This is a genomic window from Micromonospora sp. WMMD975 (assembly GCF_029581215.1).
GTDB lineage: Bacteria > Actinomycetota > Actinomycetes > Mycobacteriales > Micromonosporaceae > Micromonospora.
This window is the reverse complement of sequence record NZ_CP120739.1, coordinates 924,340-946,881: the sequence shown is the minus strand read 5'-3', so window position 1 is coordinate 946,881 and position 22,542 is coordinate 924,340. Positions and strand designations below refer to the sequence as shown.

Sequence of the window (22,542 nt, the reverse complement as noted above, 5' to 3'; positions counted from 1 at the left end):
CCACCCCCGGGCCGGTCATCGTCAGCCCGTGCCGAGGGTGGCGGCGAGGTCGGTGAGCGTCGTCGGGGCGCGCGGGTCGCGGGCGACCCGAAGGAGTACGTCCCGACCGGCTGGGCGGTGGCGGAGCTCGGCCGGCGCGATGCGGTCGACTGCGGTCAGCGCACGGCCGGCGTTGACCGGGTCGTCGGCGTGCAGGTAGGCGCGGGCGGCGTCGATCAGGTGCGCGGCGCGGTGTTCGGTGGGCAGCCACCGCCATCCGTCGCCGGTGGTGACCTGCTCGTGCCGGACGATGGCCTGCCGGGTCTCGCCCAGCTCGGCGGTGGTGGTGATCCGAGCCAGCTCCACCGCCGTGGGTCCGAACCCGGTCCGGTGGTGGTCGTGGCCCTCGCCCACCCGTGCGGCCATCTCGGCGGCCTCGTCGAGCAGCTTCGTCGCCGTACGGTCGTCGCCGTGGCGGGCCGCGGCCAGGGCGGCCTGGACGAGCAGCGTCCCGCACAGCGACAACTCGGGCAGGCTGCCGTCCTCGATCACCGGCGGGGCGATCCGGTAGGCGGCGGCCAGCATCGCCGACGTCGCCAGCCTGGCCCGTCCCGACTCGCGCAGGACCGGGCCGAGCTGCACGGCGGCGGCAGCCACCGCCAGTCGGTCACCGGTGGCGGCGATCATCGCCCGGTCGACGGCCAGCCACGCCACGTCGACAGCGCCGAGCTTCGTCAGCAGCGACGCCGTCACCCGGTACGCCTCCACCAACAACGCGCGACCCGTCCCGGGTTCGTGGGCGTGGGTACGCTGCGCGTCGGCCAACAACCGCGGCACCAGCTCGACCACCTGCGGATACCGGGCGTGCTGGAAGGTGCTCCACACGTGCCCGACCGCCCCCGCCAGCGCCTCGACCGGCAGCACCGGGCCACGGCCGACCGGGCGGCCCAGGGCGATCTCGTACGTCGACAGCGCCGCGCGGATCCGCTCCACCCCCTCGACGCGCTCGGCCACCCCGACCGGCTCGGTGTGCCGGCCGAGCAGCACCGCCGTGTCGATCCGCAGGGCGACGGCGATCTCCCGAAGCGTCGACACCTTGTCCAGCGACCGGACACCCCGCTCGACCTTGTCCACCCAACTCTTCGACTTGCCCAACCGGTCGGCGAGCATCTGCTGGGACAGCTTGCGCCGGCCCCGCCAGTACGCCACCCGCCGGCCGACCGGCAGCAGGTCACTGCTGTCCACGGCGCCACCGCCGGTCCGGCACCGCCCGGGTCGTCTCCTCGACCGGTATCCGGTCCGCCTCGGCCTGCTGGAGAAGCCGCCGCCGCGCGGCCTCCCGCTCCGCCTCCTCAATCTCCTCGCCTCGGCTTCCCGACGGGGTCTTCTCGCTCATCCCTACCTCCGCTGGCAGGGGCACGGCGACATGCTCGGCAGGGACCGACACCACCGCGCCCGACTCCAGACGGGTCACCTTCCGGCGACAACCGTGACCGAACGTGATCCGCCTGGTGACAGCATCGAGTGAATGGCCGGTTACCCCAAGGTGACACGTGTCCGCTGGACGAGCGGGCTGTCCGCTGTCAGGACGCGGGCCGGTACGTCTCGTAGACCTCGCGCAGCGCCGACAATTCTGTCGCACCGGTCTGCTCGACCCGCCGGAGTACCTCTCGTGCCCGCCACCAGTTCGACGGCACCACCCGCCCGGAGCGGATCGCCTCGGCGGCGACCGCGCTCGCTTCGTCGGGCTGATCGGCCGCGACCAGCGCCAAGGCCAGGTCGAGACGTGCGGACGCGGAGCGCCGAGGGCGGTCGCCGCCGTCTCCGCGCGGATCCAACTCCGCCAACACGACCCGGGCGACCTGCTCCGCAGCCGGGTCGCCGGCCCAGGACAGCGTCGTCGCCGTGTACGCCAACGCCTTCGTCGGGTCGTACCGGTAGTGATGCTCGGCCTGCTCCGGCACGGACAGGTTCGCGGTCAGCCGCTCCAACCGGTCCAGCGCATCGCGGGTCCGCCGGACATCACCCACGCGCGCCCACACCCTTGCCTCCTGCGCCGTCGCCTGGATGTACGCCGAGCTTCCGCGAGGTGCCACCCCCTGGGCCTGCTGCGCCAGTTCGAGCGCCTGCCGGTGCTCGCCCCGGGTGAGCCGGTCCCATGCCCGGGTTTCCAGGCACCACGCCTGGATCTCCGCATGCTCGCCGTGTCCGGCGAGCTTGGCAGCGGCAACCAGGTGCGCGCCGGCTGCGGAATGCTGCTCAAGGTCGATGTGCACAGTCGCCCGCAGCACGGTCAGCCAGCCGCCGGCAACGATCAGACGCCGCCGCTGCGCAAGGGTGCCCCGGCCGTCGAGCAGCCGACCCACGTACGCCAGATGCCGCCGCACCATCGGAAGCAGGTCCATCGGCGGCGTGGTCGCGTACGCGCTCGCCAGATCGTCGACGCCCGCCTCGATCCGGCTCAGCGTCTCGACGCTCACGTCACTGGCACGCACCCGAGCCAGCAGTTCATCGGCCTCCGCATCGTGGTCGACGGGCAGGCCGACAAGCCGCACGAGTGCCCCGCCGGCCTGAAGAATTTCATCGAGATGCCGAGCCGTCTCGGACGTCGGGGCCTTGGCGCCGGTCTCCAGATCGTGCAGGTGGCTCTTGCCCCGATGCGCGAGCTGCCCAAGCGCCCGCAGCGACAACCCACGGCCCACACGCAGCGCCCGCAACCGAGCCCCGAAACGCGGATCGACGTGCATCACAACGACGCTCCCAGCGCAGGAAGGAGGAACGCGCTTCAGCTCTCATCAGTGGACGACCACTACGGACGGTACACCGTATGGTCACGTCTACGTAACAGCCGCCGCTGCCGGCTCGCGCCCGTGCCGGGTGGGCGGGATGCCTGCTGCGCGGACACACCCATCGCCCGGACGCGACACGGGTGGAACGGTATGGACGTCTGCGGCGCCCCGAGACGTCCATAGCGTTCCACCCATGGCCAGCGTGCGGCACGAGTGGAACGGTATGGACGTCTGCGGCGCGCAGCCGCCAGCGGGACGACGAAAGCTGGGTCAGGCGCGGGTGCGTTGCCGCAGCCGGGTCGAGACGACCGCGCCGACCGCCAGGAGGACCGCGACCACCAGCGACGGCAGGGCGTCGGGCCGGCGCAGCAGCTCCCCCGCCGACCCGGTGTCGCCCAGTTGATGGAGCGTGCCCAGCAGGAGGGTCGGCGCGACGGCGATCAGCAGGCGCTGGTCGGCTGTCGCCACCCAGAGGAAGGCGGCCAGTCCGACGGCCACCAGGGCGGCGGCGCCGATCCGGGCGCCCGTGTCGACCATGCGGAGGCCGTCCGCGGAGATCAGGTGCAGGGCGAGGATGCCGGCGGTGACCAGGACGGCGTTGGCCCGGGGCGTCGGCGGTACGTCTGCCGGACGCCGCAGGCCCGCCACGACCAGGGGCGCGGCGACGACCGGCGCCCACCACTGTGGCAGGCCGTTGAGGAAGAGGTACGGGGAGATCACGGTCGGTACCACCGCCGCGGCCACCACCAGGGCGGCGGCGGTGCGGCGGCGGCCCGCGACGAGCGCCACGAGCGCCACGCCGACCATGATCTCGTGGACGCCCTGATTCCGCAGGACGGTCAGCGGGTCGGAGAGGCCGCCGAACTGGAACGCCTCGATCAGGTCGTCGAGGCCGATGAGCGCGCCGAGCGCCAGCACCGCCATGGCGCCCAGGTGGATGCCCTGCCAGAGCAGCACGGCGGTGGGCCGGGGCGCGGTGCTGCCGCCGTACACCTGGAGGGCGCCGCGGATCAGCGAGGCCGCCTCCCGGACGCTTGGCCAGCGGCGGGTGGTCGGCTCGTCGCCGATGAGCGTGTCGATCAGTTCGTCGGCGCGTTCGCGCCGGTAGCCGGCCGGATAGGCCCGCAGCAGCATCCGGTAGCGCTTCTCCAGAACATCGGCACTCATGCTGGTCTGATCCTCGCGGTAGAAGGTTGACGGGTGCTTTCCTGCGCCAGGCGGTCCATGACCACCCGGGCGGCCCGGGCGAGCCGGTCGGCTTCCTCGGCGAGCAGGCGGTAGCCCTCGTCGGTGAGCCGGTAGTAGCGACGGGCGCGCCCGTTGACGATCTCCTCACCGTCGGCGGTGACGAGGCCCTCGCCGAGCAGCCGGTCGATCACCGAGTAGAGCGAGCCGGCGGCGAGGGTCACCCGTCCGTCCGACAGCTCGGTGACCCGTTTGATCACGGCATAGCCGTGGAGCGGGCCACCGAGCAGGGCAGCAAGAACGAAGTACGACGGTTCCCGCAGCGCGGGACGCGAAGTCGATCGCATGAGCTGAATATACAAGCAACATGAGTATCTAGCCAAGGTGGCCCGCTCCGGCGTACCGCGTCAGCGCAGCACGCTCGCCACGACGTTGTGCACGTCGTCGACCGGCGGATCGCCGTGGTGCTCGGTGAACAGCAACTGCACGGCGCCGATCAGGGTCGGCGCCAGCACCTGCACGTCCGCGTCGGCGGCGATCCGACCGAGGTCGTGTTCGGCCGCCAGATAGCCGGCCACCGCGGCGACCGCCTCGCCCACCAGGGGAAACCGGGCGGTGCCGGCCGCGCGCAGGCGGTTGCGCAGCTCGTCGCGGGCGATGGTGAGCACGATGATCGCGGACATGACCGGCTCGAAGAGTTTGAACATCGCGTCGGTGAGGTTGCCGGCAACGGTCCCCGTCCCGGCCGCGTCGCGGAGTGCCACACCTTCCGCCTCCACCCACGCGATGCGGTCGAGCACCAGATCGACCAGGAACGCGTCGAAGTCGGCAAAGTATCGGTGCAGCACGCCCTTGGCGACTCCGGCCTCGTCGGTGATCGCGCGGCTGGTCAACGCCGTGACACCGCCGCGGGTCAGCACCCGCACGGCCGCGTCGAACAGTTGCTGGCGCGGATCGCGCAGAGCTACGCCGGTCGGCATGCAACGCTCCCGCTTCGTTAATGGGCGATCGCCCATTAGAGTGGGCACATGGTCACTCTACCGCCGCAACCGCACGAAGCCCGCCGCGTCGCAGAGTCGTTCGGAACCGACCCCGGGCGCTACGACCGCAGTCGGCCGCCGTATCCGGATGCGTTGATCGAGCACATCGTCGCCGCCGCACCGGGCCCCGCATTTGTCGACGTCGGATGCGGGACCGGGATCGCAGCCCGCCAGTTCCGCGCCGCCGGACGTACGGTCCTCGGGGTCGAGCCCGACCCTCGGATGGCCGAATTCGCCCGCGCGAGCGGCATCGACGTCGAGGTGGCGACCTTCGAGGCGTGGGAGCCCGCCGGCCGAAACTTCGACGCGATCGTCTCCGGCACGGCCTGGCACTGGGTCGACCCGGTCGCCGGAGCCGCCAAGGCAGCCGAGATATTGCGCCCGGGCGGCGTCCTCGCGCCGTTCGGCCACGTCTACGAACTGCCGTCGCCGATTGCCACAGCGCTCGCTGACGGGTTACGCCGGGCGGCGCCGAACCTGCCCTACCGACAGCCGACCGGTTCCATTCTCGACGGCTACCGCGCCCTCTACGACCGCGCCGCCGAGGGAGTCCGCGCGTCCGGCTGTTTCGCCGAACCCGAGATCCGCCGTTACGACTGGCAGCGGACCTACGCCCCGGACCAACTGCTCGAACTCATCACGACCTCCGGCGGCCTCGCGAGCCTGCCACCGGACAATGTCGCCGAGATCCTGTCGACGGTCACCCCCGCGGTCGACGGCGACGTCACCCTCGCCTACGCCACCTGGCGCCTGACCGCTGTCCGCAGGTAAGCCGCCGACGCCGCGACGAAAAGCGCCTAGCGCGTCAGTTCCACCTCGCGCGGGACGCCGGGGAGCTGACCGGCGAGCGCCTCGGCGGTCGCCGTGCGCCGTCCGAAGTCGATGCCCGCGTACTCCTGATAGGCCGACATCGGGCGGACCGGGCCGCTGCCGAAGCCGCCCACGATGACGTACCGCAGCAGGGTCAGCGCCCGGCGGCGGCCGGCGCGGTCCAGGTCGTACCAGTGACCGTCACCAGGTGTCCGGTGGTCCATCCAGTGCCGGGCCTGGCCCTCCCGCACGTAGTAGTGCCAGGCCAGCACCTCGACCGGATGGAAGAGGTCGTAGCCCCAGGTGAACGCGCGGGTGGCGAGGTTGATCTCCTCGCCCTGGTAGTAGATGCGCTCGTCGTAGGGCACCTCGCGGACGAACGAGCCGGGGGCGAAGAGGAACCCGGCGGCCACGAAACGCGCCGGGACCGGCCCGCTCGCCTGCTGCCAGCCCGGGATCCGGAAGTGCCGGAACCGCGGCAGGCCGTCGTGGGTCCAGCCGTGGAGCGCGATGAGCGTCGGCTCGCCGCCTCCGGCGCGCTCCCGAGCCGGGTCGTAGGGCGAGGGATAGCAGCTCAGGATCGGTTTGGCCGCCCCGGTTCGCGCGGCCATCGCGATCAACCTGGTGTCCCAGCCCGGGGCGAACCGGGTGTGGCTGTCCACCTGGAGATACCAGTCGGAGTCGACGTAGTGGCGTTGGATCCGCGCGCGGGCCCAGCACACGCCGCGGCTGCGCCGGGCGTCGAACTCCAGCACCGTGACGCGGGGATCCGCCCGCAACGCCGACACGTCCTCGTCGCCGAGGTGCTGCCAGTTGACCACGATGCGCAGCTCGTCCGGGCGGTCGGCCTGCGCGAGGCAGTCGAGCACCGTCGGCACCAGCTCCGGATCGCGGTACGCCGCCACCGAGACGAAGATGCTCATGCGGCTCCCGCGAACGGGTCCGGCCTCGCCGGCTCGAAGACCAGGGGCAGGTCGTGCGCCATGGCGTACTCGTTGAGCCATCGCTCGATCGGCCCGCTCGACGGCGCGACCCACGGTTCGGCGTTGTTCTTCGGCACCACGAGCGGGCCGGTGGCGAGGCTCGCCATGATGTCGCCGGTCTCGATCGCCCGGACGGTGTCGAACGGGAAGACCCAGCACCACAGCCGTTCCGTGGCGGCCTCCGGCAGCAACGTCAGCGGCTCGTCCGGCCTCTCCTCCTCGACCCGCCGGAGCGCCACGGTGGCCCGGGCGAGTGCCCTGTCGGCGTTCATGTCTCGTCCTTCCGTCGTTCTTCCGGTGGGGTGCCTGCCCCGGTCACCGTGATGACCGGGGCAGGCGGCGGATCACTTGACCGGGGCGCCGATGCGGCGCTCGACCACCGTGCCGAGCGCGTCCCGGCTGAAGGTGGTGACCGCACCGGCCGCGTCGGTGTGCGCGACGAGTTGCCCCGCGGCGTCGTACGCGTACCGCTGGGTGCGGCCGTCGAAGTCGGTCTCCTCGGTCACCCGGCCGTTCGGGTCGTACGTGTATCGCCACGTCCGGCCCTGCGGGTCGGTGATGGTGGTCAGGCGCAGCTCGGTGTCGTACGCGTACCCGGTGCGGTTGCCGGCGTCGTCGATCCGGGCCGTCACCAGGTCGAACGCGCCGTACTCGAAGCGGGTACGGCGGCCGGCGGCGTCGACGGACTCGACCAGGTTGCCCTCGCCGTCGTAGCCGAACTCCTCGACGCTGCCGTCCGGGTTCTCCCGCCAGGCCAGCTCCCCCTCAAGCGTCCAGCCGACCTGGGTGGTGCCGTGATCGTCCTCGACGGCGGCGACGCGGCCGAGGTTGTCGTACTCGAAACGGGTCTGGGTATCGCCCTTCGTCAGCATGGTGATCAACCGCGCCGCGTCCCGGACGATGGCCGTGGGACCGGCCTGGGTGACCGTGCCCGGCCCGTCCTCGACGGGTCGGTCGAAGCGCACCACCTCGCCCGCGGCGTCGGTCTCGGCGAGCACCCGGCCGTCGTCGTCGAAGGCTCGTTGGCGGGTGCTGCCGTCGAAGTCGGTCCAGGACGAGGGACGGCCCGACTCGTCGTACGTGATCGTCGACGTGCTGCCGTCCGGCCGGGTGACGGTCGCCAACCGCCCGTCGGCGTCGTGGTCGTAGGTGGTGGTGCGGCCCAGCGCGTCGGTCCGCGACCGCAGCCGGTTCGCGCCGTCCCACTCGGTGCGGGTCGTCCCGCCGAGCGGGTCGGTCTCCGCGACGACCTGGTAGCGGTCGTTCAGCTCGTACCTGCGCACCGCGCCGAGCGAGTCGGTGACGACGGTCAGTCCGTCGGAGTATGCGAACCGGTAGCGCAGGTGGCCACCCTTGCCGTCGGTGCTGACGCAGCGGCCGTCCGCGTCGTAGGTGTAGGTGTACCACTCGCCGTTGCGGTCGTCCCAGCGCACGATCCGGCCGTCGGCGTAGCCGAAGCGGGTGGCCGCGCCCGAGCTGTTGACCACGTCGACCAGGTTGCGCTCCCGGTCGTAACCGAACCGGTACGCGGCCACCATGACGCCGGACCGGTTCGGCAGCCAGAGCACGGTCAGCAGGCCGCCGGAGGAGCTGAAGCCGATCCGGGCGCCGCCGGTGGAGCGCAGCTCGGTCGGGGTCCCCGCCTCGTCGCGCGCGACCGACCAGCGGAGGTCACCCTCGGTCACGTCGCTGAGCAGCGACTCCGGGCCGTTCCCGGCGGCGAAGACCAGGACGCGTCCCGACGTCGGGTCGGTCAGCAGCCAGCCACCGCCCTTGAGCCGGCGCAGCGGCAGGGCCCGGCCGATCTCCGGCACCGCCTCCGCGCCCTCGGCGGGCAGCGGGTAGGTGAGCACGGACCCGTCCACGGCCAGGTAGCGGACCCGGCCGCCGTCGACGACGACGCGCTGGTCGAGCGTCGAGGCCCAGGACGGGCCGAAGGAGCGGCCCCACCGGTAGTCGGAGCGGTGCGTCCGGGCCAGGGTCAGGCCCGGCAGCACCGCGTCGGTCTCGGTCAGGATCATCCGGCCGGTGGTCACGTCGATCGGGTCACCGGCGGTCGGCGTCTGCTCGGTGGTCTTCGCGACCGTGGCCGGCGGCACGTCGGTGAAGGACGCCAGCGCCGGCTCCGGGGTCGGGCCGGGGTGGTTCGTGGTGTCGATGAGGACGGCCGTCCCGTCCGGGCCGATCGTCGGTACGGTGCCGAGACCGCCGAGCTGGCGGTCGATGAAGACGACCGGGCCCGAGGGGAACCGCGTCACGTTCAACACCTGGACCGGAGTGCCGGCCGGGCCGGGGCGGACGGCCACGATGCCCTGGCTGCGGGTGCCCTTCGGCAGGTCGCCGAGCGCGTCCATCAGGCCCTGCGCGGTGCCGACCTCGGTGACGGCGCCGCCCGGGTACGACCTGCGCAGGTCGTCGAGGGTCTTCGGGACCGACGCCGGCGGCGTGTCGAGGACCCGCGCGGACCGTTGGTACTCGTCGACCATCAGGGCGGACTCGATGCTGGTCCGGCCGTTCCCGTCGGCGCCGACCCGGCCGACCCAACCGAGGTACCTGTCGTCGAAGGTGGCCAGGTCGGTGTCGGTGGTCGCGCCGTGCACGTTGCGCGCGATCACCTGAAGGTTCGCGCCGTTGGTCAGCGGCACGTCGCGCAGCAGGTCCCGCGGGTTGACGGCGGGGCCGTCGGTGGTCGTCGACGACGTGTGGCCGGGGAAGAAGTCCGCGTCGTCGAACGTGGACTCGATCGCCGGCAGCGGGTGGTCCGGGTCGAGGCCGGTGATCCGGTCGTGGGTCTGCTCGTAGAGGTTGACGACCGGTTGCAGGTCCGCCTGGCCGCGGGAGTCGAGAGCCGCGACGAAGCTGTCCCACAGCCCGGTGGCGGTGTCGTGGTCGGGGTGTGACTCGTGCCGGCTGAGGAAGTCGCGTACCGCGTCGGCGCGGTCGTCGGCGAGCGTGGCGAGGTCGTCGAGGATGCGCTGACGCCCCTCCACCCCGAGGCCGGGGTCGAGCACGCGTGGCGTGGGCTGGTTCGGGTCCGTCGCGGTGACGTCGACGAAGGCCATCCGGATGTACGGGTCGTAGGAGCCGTAGGGGTTCGAGGACATGCCGGGGTAGCTGCTGTACTGCACCGGACCGAAGGCGGTGGTGGTCGGGCCGTACGTACCGGGGTATCCGGAACTCGGGTAGGAGGGACCCGGATATCCGCCGCCGGGACCGTTGTTCCCACCGTACGACGGCTGGCTGCTAGGCGGCGGGGGCGCGTCGGCAAGGTAACGCTCGATGCGGCTGACCAGGGCGTTCGCGGCGGCGGTCCGGTCCCGGGCGTTGTGGTGGTACGTCCGGGCGTTACGCCGGGCGGTGTCGTTGTGCCCGAACGTGGCCTGGGTGGCGTCCCGCAGCTCGTGCGCGTAGGACTCGTTGCGCCGGGCGCGGGAGGCCGCGCTCTGTGCCTGGCGCAGCAGGTCCGTCAGGGTGGAGTGCACCCGGTTCGGTGACCGGTCCCGCCGCAGGTCCCGTTCGATGTCGCGGAGGGTGTCCTCGATGCGCCCGTCCTGGGTGCGGACCGCCTGGATGATCTGGTGCGCCTGCGTCGAGGTGAGCGGTGGCGGCGCGGTGTTGTTGCGCACCATGCTCATCAGCTCGTCGGACTGGCGGTCGATGCCGGCGAGGTTGGCGCTGCGGGTCGTCAGGTAGCGGAACTCGGCGCCCACCATCTGTGGCGGGTCGGCGGTGTCGTGCGTGGTGTTGATGCCGAAGTCGTTCTGCAGACTGAAGAACGGCACGTCCCGGCCGTCGGCGTAGCGATATCCGTAGATGGCATTGTCCGTCGCGTTCCGGATGGTCTGGTTGGAGAAGTAGTCGACCTGGTTCGTCTCGTAGTCGAAGAGCTGCCGGGTCTGGGCGAACACCTGATTGGTGTCGTACCTGCCGAACTGCTCCTGCATCAACCGCTTGATGTGGTCGGCGCGATCCACCAGGTAGTCCCGGATCGGCTTCGGCAGGGCCGCGCGCATGTCCCGGAACTCCTTGCGCGGGGCCAGCAGGAGGAAGTGCTTGTTCAACAGGCGGGTGCCGCTGCTCGCCTCCTGCGCCACGGCGACGATCGGCGTCGCGATGGCCGGGAAGGTCATGGCGATGTGCCCGTTCAGGCGGGTCTCGTGCCAGGGCAGCGCCCGGCCCCGGGTGTGGTCGCGGAAGTCGGCGGCCACCCGGCGGCCGAGGTCGAGGGCGGTCTCGGCGAGTTGTCGCGGGGTCTGGTTCGCGCTGGTGGAGTAGTTGTTCGCGGCGTACCCGAGGAAGCGGGGCAGCGTGTGGTTGTAGAGGCCCACCGTCCACTGCGTGTACGGCGAGGAGAACTGGCCGCCCTGGACGCCGACCCCGACGCCCGACGAGATGCCGCCGACGTGGTGGAACTGGATGCCCGGCACGTTCCGCAGCACGTCCCGCAGGGGAACGATCTCTCCCGGTGGCACCCGGAGGATGGCGTCGAGCGCCTCGTCGCGCGCGTCGCGGACCGTGCTGGTGCGCGGGGCGTCCTCCCACGACTCCACCCGGCTCGGCCCGGTGACCACCTCGATGATCATGACGGTGCCGGTGCGGCCACCGATGGTGCGGTTCTGGCTGTCGACCTTGAAGACCAACCCGGGCGCGCGGGCGATCGTGTCGCCCAGGTCGAGGCGGAAACCCTCGACCCGGACGCCGATCTGGATGGCGAGTTCCGTTTCGGTGGCGATCCGCCAGTGGGTGTCCGCGGTGGCGATGTCGGCGGCGGACGGGACCGGACCGCCGGGCATGTGGGTCTGGTCGTGGACGACCTCGGTGACCCGCCCGTCGGAGTCGGCGGTGTAGGTGACCCAGACGTCGTCGGAGAAGGCGTGCCCCCGGCCGGTGGTGAAGACGGTCGTCTGGGCGGCCGTGACCGGCACGTCCGGCAGCCGCTTCGCCAGGTCGACGGCGAAGAGCGGGCCCGCGTCGCAGGCGACGACGGTGATCGGTCGGTTGTTCCAGCCGGGATCGTTCTCGATCAGACCGCCGATGACGTCCGGGTCGTAGGCGTGCCCACCGGCGACGATCTCGCCGTCGACGCCCTCCACCGCCAGCTTGTAGTCGGGCCCGACCGGGAGGGAGTCGGCGTGGGTCTGGTGGGCGACGTCGGTCTCGTGCAGCATGCGCAGACCGGCCGGGGTGAAGACCGGCCGGATCGGGCCGAACTGCGTCCCGTCGGACTCCTCGACGACCCGGCCCCGGCGCCGCGTGGCCGTGTCCCGGCCGCTCTCGGCCGAAGGCCGGTCGCCCCGCCCCGGCAGCGGCGGCAACTGCTGCCGGACGTCGTCCACCGTGGAGATCTGCGCCAGCGGCGTCGGCCCGACCTCGGAGAACCAGGTGTCGGCGGGTTGGACCGTGTTCACCACCTGCGTCAGCGGTGGCGTGCCGTACAGGGCCTCCGGCGACGGCGGGACGGCCCGGGCCGGCACCTGCCGCGGCTCACCGTCGGTGACGGTGGCGTCGGCAAGCGGGTCCAGGGCCGGCTGGGTCACCTTGCAGCTCGCCAGGCCGAGCGGGTCCGCGAAGGTGAGCGGGTCCGGCACGTACGCCGTGGGGTTCGGCCCGCCGACCAGGCCGAGCGGGTCGGGGCTCAGGTAGCGCGCGGTCGCCGGGTCGTAGAACCGGAACCGGTTGTAGTGCAGGCCGGTCTCGGCGTCGAAGTACTGCCCGGGGAAGCGCAGCGGCGTGGCGGCCGGGCCGTGGCCGCGGCCCCACAGGTCGCTACGCGCCCACCAGCGCAGCGCGCCGTCCGGCTCCACCAGGTGGGTCGGCGTGCCGATCAGGTCGGTCACGACGGTACGCAGCGCGTCGTCGTCGGTCTGGGTCACCGGCGCCGAACCGTCCGGCCGGTACTCCCAGGAGGTGGTGGCGGTGGCGCCGGCCGCGTCCCGGTGGTGCTGCTCCACCATCAGGTCACCGGACCAGGCGAACCGCACCTCCTCGACCACGCTGTCGTCGGCGGCGAGGCGCTGCTTGGCGATCCGGCGACCGAAGCCGTCGTAGCGGTACCGCCACCGGTCCCCGACCGGCGTGACCACCGCCACGATCCGATCCTCGGCGTCCCAGACGAAGCGCCAGTCCCCGGCCGCGTCGGCGCGGGCGACCAGCCGGCCCTTCGCGTCGTGCGCGAACGTGGCGTCGTCCGACCGGACGAGGCGGGTGCCGTCGAACTCCCACCGGCCGCCGCCCGCGCCGGCCAGGTTGCCGGCCGCGTCGTAGTCGTACCGCTCGCGCTCCGCCCCGTCGGCGACCACCCGGTGGATCCGGCCCGTCCCGTCGGCCTGGAAGGAACGCTGCCCGTCGAGCGTGTCGGCGACCGCGGTCACCCGGCCGGTGGCGTCGTAGCCGAAGCCACGCTCGGTGGCGCCGGCGATGTGCTGGGCGGTCAGCCGCCCGGCGGCGTCGAACGTCTGACGCAGTGCCGTCACGTCGTCGACGGTCCGGCTGATCTCCCGCCCGAGAGCGTCGTGCCCGAAGCGCACCAGGTGACCGCCGGTGCGCAGGCTCTCCGGCCGGCCGTCGGCGTCGTACGACCACCGGCTCGACCGACCCGACGGCGTGGTACGCGCCCGCACCGTGCCCAGCGCCGCGTCGTACGAGGTGCGGACGGTCCGGTCGTTGATCGTCTCGGCGGTCACCCGACCCTGCTCGTCGCGCTCGAAACGGACCACCGCGTCCGGGTTCGTCACCGTGGCGATCCGGCCGTGCTCGTCGTACTCCAGCCGCGTCACGGCGTCGCCGACGCGCCGCTCGACGACCCGTCCCCGCAGGTCGTAGCGGTAGTGGGTGGTGTCACCGGCCGGGTCGGTGTGCGTGATCAACTGCCCGGCGGCGTCGCGCGTGTACCGCTGGGTACGGCCGTCGAAGTCGGTCTCCCCGATCAGCCGGCCGGCCGCGTCATAGGTGTACCGCCACACCTGCCCGGCCGGGTTCGTGACCGAGGTCAGCCGTAGTTCGGTGTCGTATCCGTACTCCGTGCGGTTGCCGACCTCGTCGATCCGCGCGGTCGGCAGGTCGAACGGCCCGTATTCGAACCGCACCGCCCGACCCGCTGCGTCGATGCTCTCCACCAGGTTCCCTTCGCCGTCGTAATGCCATTCCTGCCGGGATCCGTCCGGGCCGACGCGCGACGCGAGGTCGCCCTCCAGCGTCCAGCGGAGTTCCGTGCTGCCCTCGTCGGTGTCGATGGCGACCACCCGCCCGAGGTCGTCGTGTACGTGGTGGATGTCGCCGGGCCCGCCGGCCGTCGACGCGGCAGGGGGTGCGGCGTCCGGCGCGGACCGGCTGCCGTCCGGCCGGACGACCACCGTCGGCCGCCCGTCGGCGTCGTACTCGTAGCGCGTCGTGCGGCCCAACGGGTCGGTCCGCGACAGCAGCCGGTACGCGTCGTCCCACTCGTGCCGGGTCGTCGCGCCGAGGCCGTCGGTCTCCGCCACCACCTGGAAGCGGTCGTTCAGCTCGTACCGGCGTTCGGTGCCGAGCGAGTCGGTGACCACGGTCAGCCCGGCGGCGTAGTCGAACCGGTAGCGCAGGTGACCGCCCCGGCCGTCGGTGTCGACGCAGCGGCCCGCCTCGTCGTAGGCGTAGCTGTACCACTCGCCGTTGCGGTCCGCCCAGCGCACGATCCGCCCGTCGGCGTACTCGAAGCGTTCGGGGTCGCCCGAGGAGTTGACCACCCGGACCAACCGGCGGTCCCGGTCGTAGTCGAACCGGTACGCCGCCACGGACGTCCCGTCCCGGCCGGGCAGGCGCAGCGCCGTCACCAGCCCGTCGGCGGAGACGAACTCGACAGTCGCGCCGGCCGAGGAGCGCACGTGCGTGACGGTGCCGCTCCCGTCCCGCGCGAACGACAGGCGGTGACCGCCGTCGCTCACGTCGCTGAGCAGCGACTCGCCGCGGATCGCCGGGGCGAACACCCGGACCTGGCCGGACGCCGGGTCGGTGAGCAGCCAGCCGCCGCCCACCAGACGGCGCAGCGGCAACGCGCGCCCGATCGTCGGCAACGCCGTCGCGCCCTCCGCGACGAGCGGGTACGTCAGGATCGACCCGTCCGCGGCCAGGTACCGCACCAGCGTGCCGTCGACGACGACACGCTGGTCCAACGTCGAGGCCCAGGACCGGCCGAACGAGCGGCCCCAGCGGTAGTCGGAACGGTGGGTACGCAGCAGCGGCAGACCCGGCAGCGTGACGTCGGTCGCGGTGAGGATCATGCGGCCGGTGGTCACGTCGATCGGGTCGGCTTCGCAGTACGTCTCGTCGGTGCTCTTCGCCACCGAGGCCGGCGGCACGTCGCCGAACGGCTCACCCAGGTAGGCGTCCGGGTCCGGGTTGCTGGACCGGCGTGATCCGCCGGACCGGCGGTCACTGTCGGACCGGCCGTCACTGTCGGACGGCGCGATGCCGCTGGAGCTGTGATGCGCGTCGGCCGGCGGGAAGTCGTAGTTCTCCCAGTCCGGGGTGAAGCCGGCGACGCCCGGACGCTCCGGGAGCTGGCCGGACGCCGGGCTGCCCGACTCCACCGTGGTGTTGTGCCGCGCCGGGGGCGGGAAGACGCTGTCCATCAGGTCGGCGACCGAGGAACTGCTGTCCGACCCCTCCGAGACGTCCTGCGCGTACTCGATCACGGCAAGCATCTGGTCGAGCCGGGCCAGGGGATTGTCCTGGGTCTGGTGCTGCCGCGCGGACGACAGCTTCCGGGACAGGCTCTCCGGGCTCTCCATGATCTCGGGCTGGTTCGCGTCCGACACCACGAAGATGTAGTTGCTGTCCCGGCGCTCGAACGCCGGCACCTCGGACAGCGAGTTCTGCAACCCGATCCGGTTGTATTCCGCACGCCGGTAGGAGAGCTGGTCGTAGAGCTGCTGCTGATGGTCGTCGAACGACTTGGAGGTCTGCCCCTTCTGGAGCTTCGGCACCCGCTCGTCGTACGACTGCCGCGACCGTACGGTGTACTCGCCGGCCTTCGCGATCGTGTGGTCGTCGACGAACTCCCAGGCGACGACCCGCAGACCGTCGATCTCGCCCTGCCGGACCTTGTCGAACAGCACCTGCGCCTCGACGTCGTGCAGCACGCTCGGCACCATGACCGCCCGGTAGACGTGCGCGTCGACCATGCCGTCGGTGACCGCCACGAGCTGGTGGGAGAACTGCTCCCACATCCGGTTGAAGCCGGGCGGGTAGTTGGCGAAGGTGCCGGTGCCGAGCATGACGTTGTCGAAGATCTGCCCGCCGGGTGTCGCCTCGAGAATCCGCTGGCCGTTCTGCTCGGTGATCCGCTCGGCGACCGCCGGGCCGACCTTGCCCCAGAGGGCCAGGTTCGACCGGAACTGCCGCACCGCCTCCGGCAGGGTGGTGTCGAAGTCGCTGTCGTGCTGGTGCCGGTACCACCACTTGGCGGGCACGGAGAAGGCGTGGTTGTCCGCCATCACCTGCGCGAACGGGGTGGCCCGGTCCGCGCCGAACCGCCGGACGACCTCGGCGTCGATCTCGTCGTTCGTCCGGCCCTGGGCCTTCAGTTTCAGCTCGAACCGCATCTGGTGCTTGAAGTCGCGGTACGCCTCCCGCAGCTCGCGGTCGTGCCACAGCCGGTCGTACCGGGACATCCGATATTCGATCTTGTCCCAGTCCTCCTGCGCCTTCTGGAAGTCGACCGAGGAGTTCTGCGGGGGCAGCGGCTGGAGACTCTGCTGCACGTCGCTGTGGGAGGAGTCGTCCGACCAGGACAGCGGCGACGCGCGGTCGTCCTCGGCGACCGGCGTGTCGTACGGGCCGGACGGGGTCTGCGGCCCGCCGATCAACTGCTCCGGCGACGGCGGGGCCGCCTGCGGCGGCAGGATGCTCGGCTCGCCGCGCTCACCGGCCGGACCCGGCGAACGACTGCCGCTGCGGCCCGGCCTGCACGGGGTCAGGCCGAGCGGGTCGGCGAGGGTGAGCGGGTCGTCGACGTACGCGGCCGGGTTCGGCCCACCGGCCAGCCCGAGCGGATCCGGGCTGAGGTAGCGGGCCGTGGCCGGGTCGTAGTAGCGGAACCGGTTGTAGTGCAGGCCGGTCTCGGTGTCGTGGTACTGCCCCGGGAAGCGCAACGGGGTGCCGGCCGGGCCGCCGGTGCGGCCCCACAGGTCGCCCCGCGACCGCCAACGCAGATGCCCGCCCGGCGCGACCAGGTGGGTGGGTGTGCCGATGCCGTCGGTGACGACCGTGTGCAGCCCGTCGGCGTCGCTGGTCTGGGCGACCGGCGCGGAGTCGCCGGGACGGTAGTCCCACGAGACGGTGCCGGTGGCGTCGGTCTGCTCGACCATCAGGTCGCCGGCCCAGGCGAAACGCGTCTCCGCCAGGACCGTGCCGTCGCCGGCCAGACGCTGCTTGGCGACCCGGCGGCCGAACCCGTCGTAGCGGTACCGCCACCGGTCGCCGCCGGGTGTGGTGACCGCCGTCAACCGGTCCTCGGCGTCCCAGGTCAGCCGCCAGGTGCCCGCCTCGTCGACGCGGGTGGTCAGGCGGCCCTTCCCGTCGTAGGAGAACCGCGCGTCGTCCGCGCGCAGGAGCCGGCCGCCGGCGAACTCCCACCGCCCGTCACCGGCGCCGACGAGGTTGCCGGCAGCGTCGTAGGCGTACCGCTCCCGGACGACGCCGCCGGCGGTCACCGCGCGGACCCGGCCGGTCTCGTCGGCCCGGAACGAACGGTCGCCGTCGAGCGAATCGGTGATCGCGACGACCCGGTCGGAGGCGTCGTGGTCGAAGCCGCGCACGGCGGCGTCCGCGACGTGCTGCGCCGCCAGCCGGCCCGCCCCGTCGTACGCCTGCCGCAACGCGACCACGTCGTCGACGCTGCGGCTGACCTCCCGCCCGGCCGCGTCGTGGCCGAACCGCAGCACGTGCCCGCCGGTGACGAGCGTGACCGGCCGGCCCCGCCCGTCGACGGTCCACCGGCTGGCCCGGCCCGACGGGGTGGTCCGGACCACCACCCCGTTCCCCTCGTAGGAGGTACGGACGGTCCGGCCGTCGACGGTCTCCGCGACGATCCGGCCCCGGTCGTCGCGTTCGAACCGCACCACCGCGTCCGGGCTCGTCACCTCGGCGAGGTGGCCGGCGTCGTCGTACGCCAGCCGGGTGACCGCGTCGCCGGCCCGGCGCTCGACCACCCGGCCGAGCAGGTCGTAGCCGAAGTGGATGGTGTCGCCCGCCGCGTTCGTGCGGGCGATCACCTGCCCGGCCGCGTCGTGGGCGTAACGCTGCACGTGCCCGTCGAAATCGGTTTCGGTGACGAGCCGCCCCGCCGCGTCGTAGGCGTACCGCCACACCTGGCCCAGCGGATTCGTGACCGCGACCAGCCGTAGCTCCGTGTCGTAGGCGAACTCGGTCCGGTGCCCCGCCGCGTCGATCCGGGCGGTCGGCAGGTCGAAGGGACCGTACTCGATCCGCACCTTCCGCCCCTCGGCGTCGGCGCCCTCCACCAGGTTTCCCTCGCCGTCGTACCGCCACCGCCGGGTGCCGCCGGCCGGGTCGGTGCGCCAGGCCAGATCCCCCTCGGCGGTCCACCCGAACTCGGTGACGGCACCGTCCGCCAGCCGCACCGACCGGGGCCGCCCCAGACCGTCAAAATCAACAACAGTCCCGGGTACGCCGTCCGCCCGCTCGCCGTCGGTCCGCGTGCCGTCCGTCTGCGTGCCGTCCGGCAGGGCCGGGTGGTGGCTGCCGTCCGGGCGGATCGTCGCGACCGGGCGACCCGCCTCGTCGTAGGTGAACCGGGTGACCCGCCCGAGCGGGTCGGTGCGCGACCGGAGCCGGTTCGCCGCGTCCCACTCCTCGCGGGTCGTGGCGCCGAGCGGATCGGTGACCGCGGTGACCTGGAGACGCTCGTTCACCTCGTACCGGTGCAGCCCGCCGAGCGAGTCGGTCACGACAGTGACACCCTCGCCGTACGCGAACCCGTACCGCAGGTGACCGCCGTTGCCGTCGGCGCGCACGCACCGGCCCGCCCGGTCGTAGGCGTACGTGTACCACTCGCCGTTGCGGTCCTCCCACCGCACGATCCGGCCGGCGTCGTCGTAACCGAGCCGCACCGGGTCGCCGGAGGAGTTCCGTACCTCGACCAGGCGGCGCCTGTCGTCGTACCCGAACGTGGGTAGCTCGACCACGTCGGCGCCGTCGGCCGGGACGAACCGCGCGCCGGTCACCAGGCCGGCGCGGGTGTGCAGCTCCACCCGGTCCCCGGACGACGACGCCAGCAGCGTGGGGGTGCCGGCGTCGTCCCGGGTGACATGCCACCTGACGCGGTCCGCCGCGACGTCGGAGAGCAGGGCCTCGCCGTCCTCCCCGGCCGGGGCGAACAGCAGCAGCATGTCCCGGTCGGTGATCGCCCAGCCACCGCCTCTCAACCGCCGTAGCGACGCGGGTCGCCCGAGCAGCGGCAGCGCCTCCGCGCCCTCGACGGGCATCTCGTAGGTGAGAATCGAGCCGTCGGCGGCCAGGAACCAGGCCCGCGTCCCGTCCGCGACGACGCGCTGGTCCAGCGTGGACGTCCACCTCGGGCCGAAGGTCCTCCCCCAGTGACAGTCCGATCGGTGGGTACGCTCCAGCGCCAGGCCGGGCAGCCGCGCGTCCGTCTCGGTGTAGATCATCCGGCCGGTCGTGACATCGATCGGGTCACCGACGCAGACGGTCTCACCTGTCGACTTCCACACCGAGGCGACCGGCACGTCCCGCAGCCACGCCCCCTTCCCACCCCACTCACGCCCCTGCCCCCGCGCCCCGCCCGCGCGCGTCTCGCCGGCTCGCGTCTCGCCGGAGGCGATCTTGGTATGCGGGCGCCCCTCGGGGGGCGGTTTCGTACCAAGATCGGTGTGGTCGGGGTCGGTTCGGGGCGCGTAGGGCGGTGGGGACGGGGGGAGGTCCGCGTAGGGGGGTGGGGGCTGGGTGTCGGCTACGGCTGGGTTCGGCGCGGGCTCGACCGAGTCGGCGTAGGACGGGGGAACCGATGCCGGCGGTACGGGGCGGCTGCCCGCGCCCGGCATCGAGGTCTTCGCGTCCGTCGTGGTCGACGGCGTGGAGCCGGTGACCCTGGGGCCGGTGACCGGGACCGGGGGCGGCCCGACTGCCGGCGTGATCGTCGAGGTGGAGGCGGGTTCGGTTGCGGACGTGCGTGTCGGAGTCGACGGCTGTCCGGTTGCCGGCGCCACCGGTGCCGTCGCCGGCAGCTGACCCTCGGGTGTGGACCTCGGCGCGGTGGGCGGGTCGATAGCCGGCTCGGTCTCCGGTGCGGCGGGGGGAAGCACAGCGATCGGTTGGGTGCCGGTAGGGCCGGCGACCCGATCGGTCGGGGGCGGTACGGCCTCGCCGGCAGTCGTGTCCACTGGTCGAGCTGCCTGATCCTGCGCGCCCGGGGTGACGTGGGTCGGGCCGGGCCGGCCCGGCTCGGCCGGCGTGTCCCGGGGCTGAACGGCGCCGGACTGGGAGGCGGCACCGGGCTGGGAGGCGGCGCCCGGCTGGACGGTGCCGGGCGGGGCGGTGCCGGGCGGGGCGGTGCCGGGCGGGGCGGTGCCGGGCTGGACGGTGCCGGGCGGGGCGGTGCCGGGCTGGACGGTGCCGGGCGGGGAGTCGACAGGTCGGGCCCCGGCGGGCTCGGTGGTGCTGGGTCGCAGGGTGACAGGTGAGGCGACCTCCGGCGACGACGTGGCGGGCGACGAGGTCTGCGGGGTCGCGACCTGGGTGGTGGGGGTCGGGGCCTGAGCGGTCGGCGGGCCGCCCGGCGCCGTATCGACCTCCTGGCCCGGCGTGGCCGGCGGGCTGGTGATCGGGCCGGGTGTCGCGGTGGACCCGGGCACGGCGGGTGCCACCGGGGGTGACGTGGTCGGGCCGGTGGTCGATGGAGTGGATGACCCTGGAGTGTCGAGGCTGCCCGAGTTCGGACCCGTCGGGGTCGTCGGACCCGATGGGGTCGACTCACCGACGGCGGGGATCGGGCCGGACTGCGCGGCCACCGGCAGCGGGGTGCCCGGCGGCGAGGTGGCGGGCGCAGTCGTGTTCGAAGGCGTCGTCCCTGGCGGTGGTCCCGCCAGGTCGACGGCCGGCGGTGCGGCCGGCGGCGTAGAGGTCGGGAGCTGCGTGGTGGGTGGAGCCGGGTTCGCCGTCGGGACCGGAGCGGGCGGGGTCGTTGCGGGAGCCTCCGCCTGGGGTGGAGTCGCCGTCGGGGCGGTGGGCGGCGCGGGTTGAGCCGGAATCTCGTTCGGCGCGGCCGGAGCTGGCGCGGCGGACGCGCGGTCGACGGTGGCCGGGTCAGCAGTGGGGTCCGGCACCGCGTCGACCGGCGACCCGACGACGGCCCGGTCAGCCGGCGGGGTCTCGAAGCCGGGTAGTCCGGCACGCGGAGTCCCGCCTGCCGAGGGCGGCCGTACCAGGTCGGTCTGCGCTGCGGGCGGCTGGACGATGGAGCCGCCGGCCGACGGATCCCCGGGTCGCCCCGGTTGCGGACGGCTGCCGTCCACGGCGGCGACCGGCGGCGTGGCCCGGGGATCGGGACCGGCCGGGGACTGGGGAGCCGAACCGGCCGGGGGCACCTGAGCGGGCGGGGCGTTCGGGGTGGGAACGGTGGACGGCGGACCCCCGGACCCGGGGGCGGGGACCGTCGAGCCGGGCCCGGGGACCGTCGAGCCGGGCCCGGGGACCGTCGAGCCGGGCCCGGGGACCGGGCCGCCGGGTCCGGTACGGACATCGGACCGCTCGTCGGTGCCGACGCCACCGGGGCCGGTCAAGGCGGGGCCCGTGGCCGCCAGGTCCTTCGCGGGACCGGGACCGGTGATGCCGGGCGGGGTGGGAGTTCTGGGGCCGCCACCGAAGGCGCCGCCGAAGTCGTGGGCGTAGCGGCTGGCGTACGTGCCGACGCCGGACGAGATCGCGGTCGCGAGCGCGTTGAACTGGCCGGCGGCCCCGATCATGGCCATGTAGGCGAACTCGCCGAGCGTCTCCCCGATCGCGCCGAGCCCGGCCTGTCCGTGGGTGTTGCCGGCCAACCTGGGGAAGTAGCGTCCGCCGACCAGGAAGACACCGCTGGCGACGGCGCCGACGGCGACGCCCGCGCCGACCGAGTCCAGGACGTCCGAGCCACTGAACCCGTCGCTCTTGTTGCCCTTGGCGATCACGTAGGTCTGGGCGATGACGTTCTCCGCGCCCTCCTCGATGCCCTCGTCGACCGCTCCGATGACGAGCCGGGCCATCAGTTGCTGGAGTCGGCTCTGCAACCTGTCGAGCAGCGCCTGGGTGAGCTTCTGACCGATGTTGAGGTACGCGGGGACGAGCGTGGCGCCGAAACCGGTTGCCATCGCCGCGGCGATGTCCAGGACGATCATGAACGCCGCGACGACGATCTGGGTCTGTCCGTAGTCGATCTGTTCGTTTGCCTGGTTGGCGACGTCGCCGGCGATCAGGGCCGTGCGGATGCCCGCCGGAAGCGGCCGGGTGATGATCTGCTGGAACTGGGCGAACGCGTCGGCGGCCGGACCGTCGAGGTTGCCCTGGAGCCCGACGCCGAGCGCCTGGGTGGCGGCGATCCCGTTACGCAGGTTCGCGCTGAACTGTCGCAGCTCGGCGCTGAGTGCCTTGAGCTGCGACGGATCGCCCTTGGGAAACTGCTCACCGACGGTGTAGAGGATCGCGTCGTACGCCCACTGCCAGTTGGGGTCGTTGGGAATGTGGAAGTCGCCCATGGGTACGGCG

Annotated in this window: 10 protein-coding genes; 1 reads left to right on the top strand and 9 read right to left on the bottom strand. The window is 72.9% G+C overall.

Features of this window, described 5'->3' with window-relative positions; all coding sequences use genetic code 11:
- Positions 1-21: 21 nt before the first annotated feature.
- The 6 genes from O7613_RS04265 to O7613_RS04240 all read right to left on the bottom strand — a co-directional run bounded on the left by O7613_RS04265 (position 22) and on the right by O7613_RS04240 (position 4,933).
- The gene (locus O7613_RS04265; protein WP_282292219.1) at positions 22-1,224 is read right to left on the bottom strand and encodes a helix-turn-helix domain-containing protein; all 1,203 of its coding nucleotides are present in this window, start codon (positions 1,222-1,224) and stop codon (positions 22-24) included.
- Positions 1,211-1,375 (bottom strand): hypothetical protein, encoded by a 165-nt coding sequence (locus O7613_RS04260; RefSeq protein WP_281584096.1) that lies wholly within the window; start codon positions 1,373-1,375, stop codon positions 1,211-1,213. The genes O7613_RS04265 and O7613_RS04260 overlap by 14 nt, the downstream gene beginning before the upstream one ends.
- A gap of 187 nt (positions 1,376-1,562) precedes the next feature.
- A complete protein-coding gene (locus O7613_RS04255) occupies positions 1,563-2,726 on the bottom strand; it encodes a helix-turn-helix transcriptional regulator (RefSeq protein WP_282292217.1) in 1,164 nt (387 codons plus the stop codon).
- Positions 2,727-3,038: 312 nt separating this feature from the next.
- The gene (locus O7613_RS04250; protein ID WP_282292215.1) at positions 3,039-3,935 is read right to left on the bottom strand and encodes a hypothetical protein; all 897 of its coding nucleotides are present in this window, start codon (positions 3,933-3,935) and stop codon (positions 3,039-3,041) included.
- Positions 3,932-4,300, bottom strand: coding sequence for a helix-turn-helix transcriptional regulator (locus tag O7613_RS04245; RefSeq protein WP_281584099.1), 369 nt, complete (start codon positions 4,298-4,300; stop codon positions 3,932-3,934). Before O7613_RS04245 ends, O7613_RS04250 begins: the two co-directional genes overlap by 4 nt.
- Before the next feature lie 60 nt (positions 4,301-4,360).
- Complete coding sequence (locus tag O7613_RS04240) at positions 4,361-4,933, bottom strand: TetR/AcrR family transcriptional regulator (protein WP_281584100.1); 573 nt, start codon at positions 4,931-4,933, stop codon at positions 4,361-4,363.
- 48 nt (positions 4,934-4,981) lie between these two features.
- Between O7613_RS04240 and O7613_RS04235 the strand changes: the two genes are divergently transcribed.
- A complete protein-coding gene (locus O7613_RS04235; protein WP_282292212.1) occupies positions 4,982-5,764 on the top strand; it encodes a class I SAM-dependent methyltransferase in 783 nt (260 codons plus the stop codon).
- Between the two features lie 26 nt (positions 5,765-5,790).
- Here the strand turns inward: O7613_RS04235 and O7613_RS04230 are convergent, their stop codons facing one another.
- The 3 genes from O7613_RS04230 to O7613_RS04220 form a co-directional block, all read right to left on the bottom strand.
- Positions 5,791-6,726: a GlcNAc-transferase family protein gene (locus tag O7613_RS04230; RefSeq protein WP_282292210.1), complete on the bottom strand. Its 936-nt coding sequence runs from the start codon at positions 6,724-6,726 to the stop codon at positions 5,791-5,793.
- Entirely contained in the window at positions 6,723-7,058 is a 336-nt protein-coding gene (locus O7613_RS04225; protein WP_282292209.1) for a YrhB domain-containing protein, read from the bottom strand. Before O7613_RS04225 ends, O7613_RS04230 begins: the two co-directional genes overlap by 4 nt.
- A gap of 72 nt (positions 7,059-7,130) precedes the next feature.
- Positions 7,131-22,532 (bottom strand): DUF6531 domain-containing protein, encoded by a 15,402-nt coding sequence (locus tag O7613_RS04220; protein WP_282292208.1) that lies wholly within the window; start codon positions 22,530-22,532, stop codon positions 7,131-7,133.
- Between the last annotated feature and the right edge of the window lie 10 nt (positions 22,533-22,542).

Bases quoted from the DNA above. Each gene is read 5' to 3' on its own strand.
- O7613_RS04245 (WP_281584099.1), bottom strand. From the start codon at position 4,300: ATGCGATCGACTTCGCGTCCCGCGCTGCGGGAACCGTCGTACTTCGTT.
- O7613_RS04235 (WP_282292212.1), top strand. From the start codon at position 4,982: ATGGTCACTCTACCGCCGCAACCGCACGAAGCCCGCCGCGTCGCAGAG.
- O7613_RS04240 (WP_281584100.1), bottom strand. From the start codon at position 4,933: ATGCCGACCGGCGTAGCTCTGCGCGATCCGCGCCAGCAACTGTTCGAC.
- O7613_RS04230 (WP_282292210.1), bottom strand. From the start codon at position 6,726: ATGAGCATCTTCGTCTCGGTGGCGGCGTACCGCGATCCGGAGCTGGTG.
- O7613_RS04220 (WP_282292208.1), bottom strand. From the start codon at position 22,532: ATGGGCGACTTCCACATTCCCAACGACCCCAACTGGCAGTGGGCGTAC.
- O7613_RS04260 (WP_281584096.1), bottom strand. From the start codon at position 1,375: ATGAGCGAGAAGACCCCGTCGGGAAGCCGAGGCGAGGAGATTGAGGAG.
- O7613_RS04255 (WP_282292217.1), bottom strand. From the start codon at position 2,726: ATGCACGTCGATCCGCGTTTCGGGGCTCGGTTGCGGGCGCTGCGTGTG.
- O7613_RS04225 (WP_282292209.1), bottom strand. From the start codon at position 7,058: ATGAACGCCGACAGGGCACTCGCCCGGGCCACCGTGGCGCTCCGGCGG.
- O7613_RS04250 (WP_282292215.1), bottom strand. From the start codon at position 3,935: ATGAGTGCCGATGTTCTGGAGAAGCGCTACCGGATGCTGCTGCGGGCC.